1 pseudogene is annotated in these 1371 nt (G+C 39.2%); it reads left to right on the top strand.

Annotation, left to right across the window (positions count from 1 at the left end):
* Nucleotides 1–44: 44 nt before the first annotated feature.
* Nucleotides 45–1217 (top strand): annotated as a pseudogene (locus ACQ5BJ_RS26270) (IS4 family transposase).
* Nucleotides 1218–1371: the final 154 nt, after the last annotated feature.

Here is a 1371-nt window from a genome sequence, read left to right as displayed (position 1 = left end):
CTGGTCACGACTTTTCAAGAAACCGAAAACTAACTTTTGAGACTATGCTTCAAATGCTAATCGGTATGGGAGGGAATAGCCTTTGTAAGGAACTCTACGAATGGTTTTCTTTTTCTAAAGATACAGCATCGGTTTCAGCCTTTGTCCAACAACGCGAAAAAATATTGCCAAGCGCTATAGAAACCTTATTCCACAGATTTGTTGCATCATGCGATGAAAGCGTGTTGTTTAATGGGTATCGCTTATTTGCAGTAGATGGTACTGACTTACGACTGCCTACAAATCCAAGCGATTCAGAATCGTACATGAAAAATGAGAGCAATACTAAGGGGTATAATTTAGTCCATATTGACGCCATGTATGATTTGATGCGGCATGTTTATGTAGATGCGTCTGTCCAACCGAAAAAAGGGATGAACGAACATAAAGCCCTTGTCTCTATGGTAGATCGATCTAATTATTCAGGAAAAGTCATAGTTATAGCAGACCGAGGCTATGAATCTTTTAATAATATAGCCCATTTTCAGGAAAAATCATGGAATTACATTATACGTTCAAAAGAGTCTTACGGAATCATTTCTAAGTTAGCTATACCAGACCAGGCTGAGTTTGATATCTAAGTCACACTGCCGCTAACAAGACGACAAACTAAGCAAACCTTGTCCTTGTTGAAAAAGGACCCTGTCCGATATCGTTGGATACAGCCACATACAACATTTGATTATCTTTATCCAAAAGATGATCGCCTATACGATTTGTGCTTCAGAGTTGTCCGCTTTGCCATTTCTGATGTATCATATGAAACGGTTTTTACAAATTTAGATTTCGGGAATTTTCCGCCTGATACAATTAAAGAACTCTACAATAGGCGTTGGGGCATAGAGACCTCTTTCCGAGAACTCAAATATGCTGTAGGGTTAGTGAATCTACATAGTAAAAAGCCGAGCTCCATGCTACAAGAGGTATTTTCTCGATTCATCCTTTACAACTTCTCTGCCTTAATTGCACATCAAGCTCAGATTCCCAATGAAGCAACCAAGCGAATCAACTTCTCAGTTGCGATGCTTTTTTGTAGGCAATATTTTAGGGATAAACTCTCAGAAGATAGTCTTCTTGATCTGATTGCAAAACATCTATCTCTAATACGGAAAGGCAGAAAATTCCCACGATTCCAGAACCCAATATCTGCTGTTGGGTTTACCTGTAGGGTATCATAGACAACTCCAAGTTGAGAGTGACTACGTCACAGATGCAGGTAGTGCATCTGTATTTGTCATGCCAGAAATATAAAATTGGCGGACGACTTAGCTTATAGTCATTCGCCAATTTTACATCCGCAGGTCATTACTCTATTAACTTAATGACATTGCC

This window comes from Paenibacillus sp. B1-35, assembly GCF_050474385.1.
In the GTDB taxonomy this organism is placed as follows: domain Bacteria; phylum Bacillota; class Bacilli; order Paenibacillales; family Paenibacillaceae; genus Paenibacillus_B; species Paenibacillus_B alvei.
Note: the sequence above shows the minus strand (reverse complement) of the source record. Positions and strands in the feature narration are given on the sequence as shown.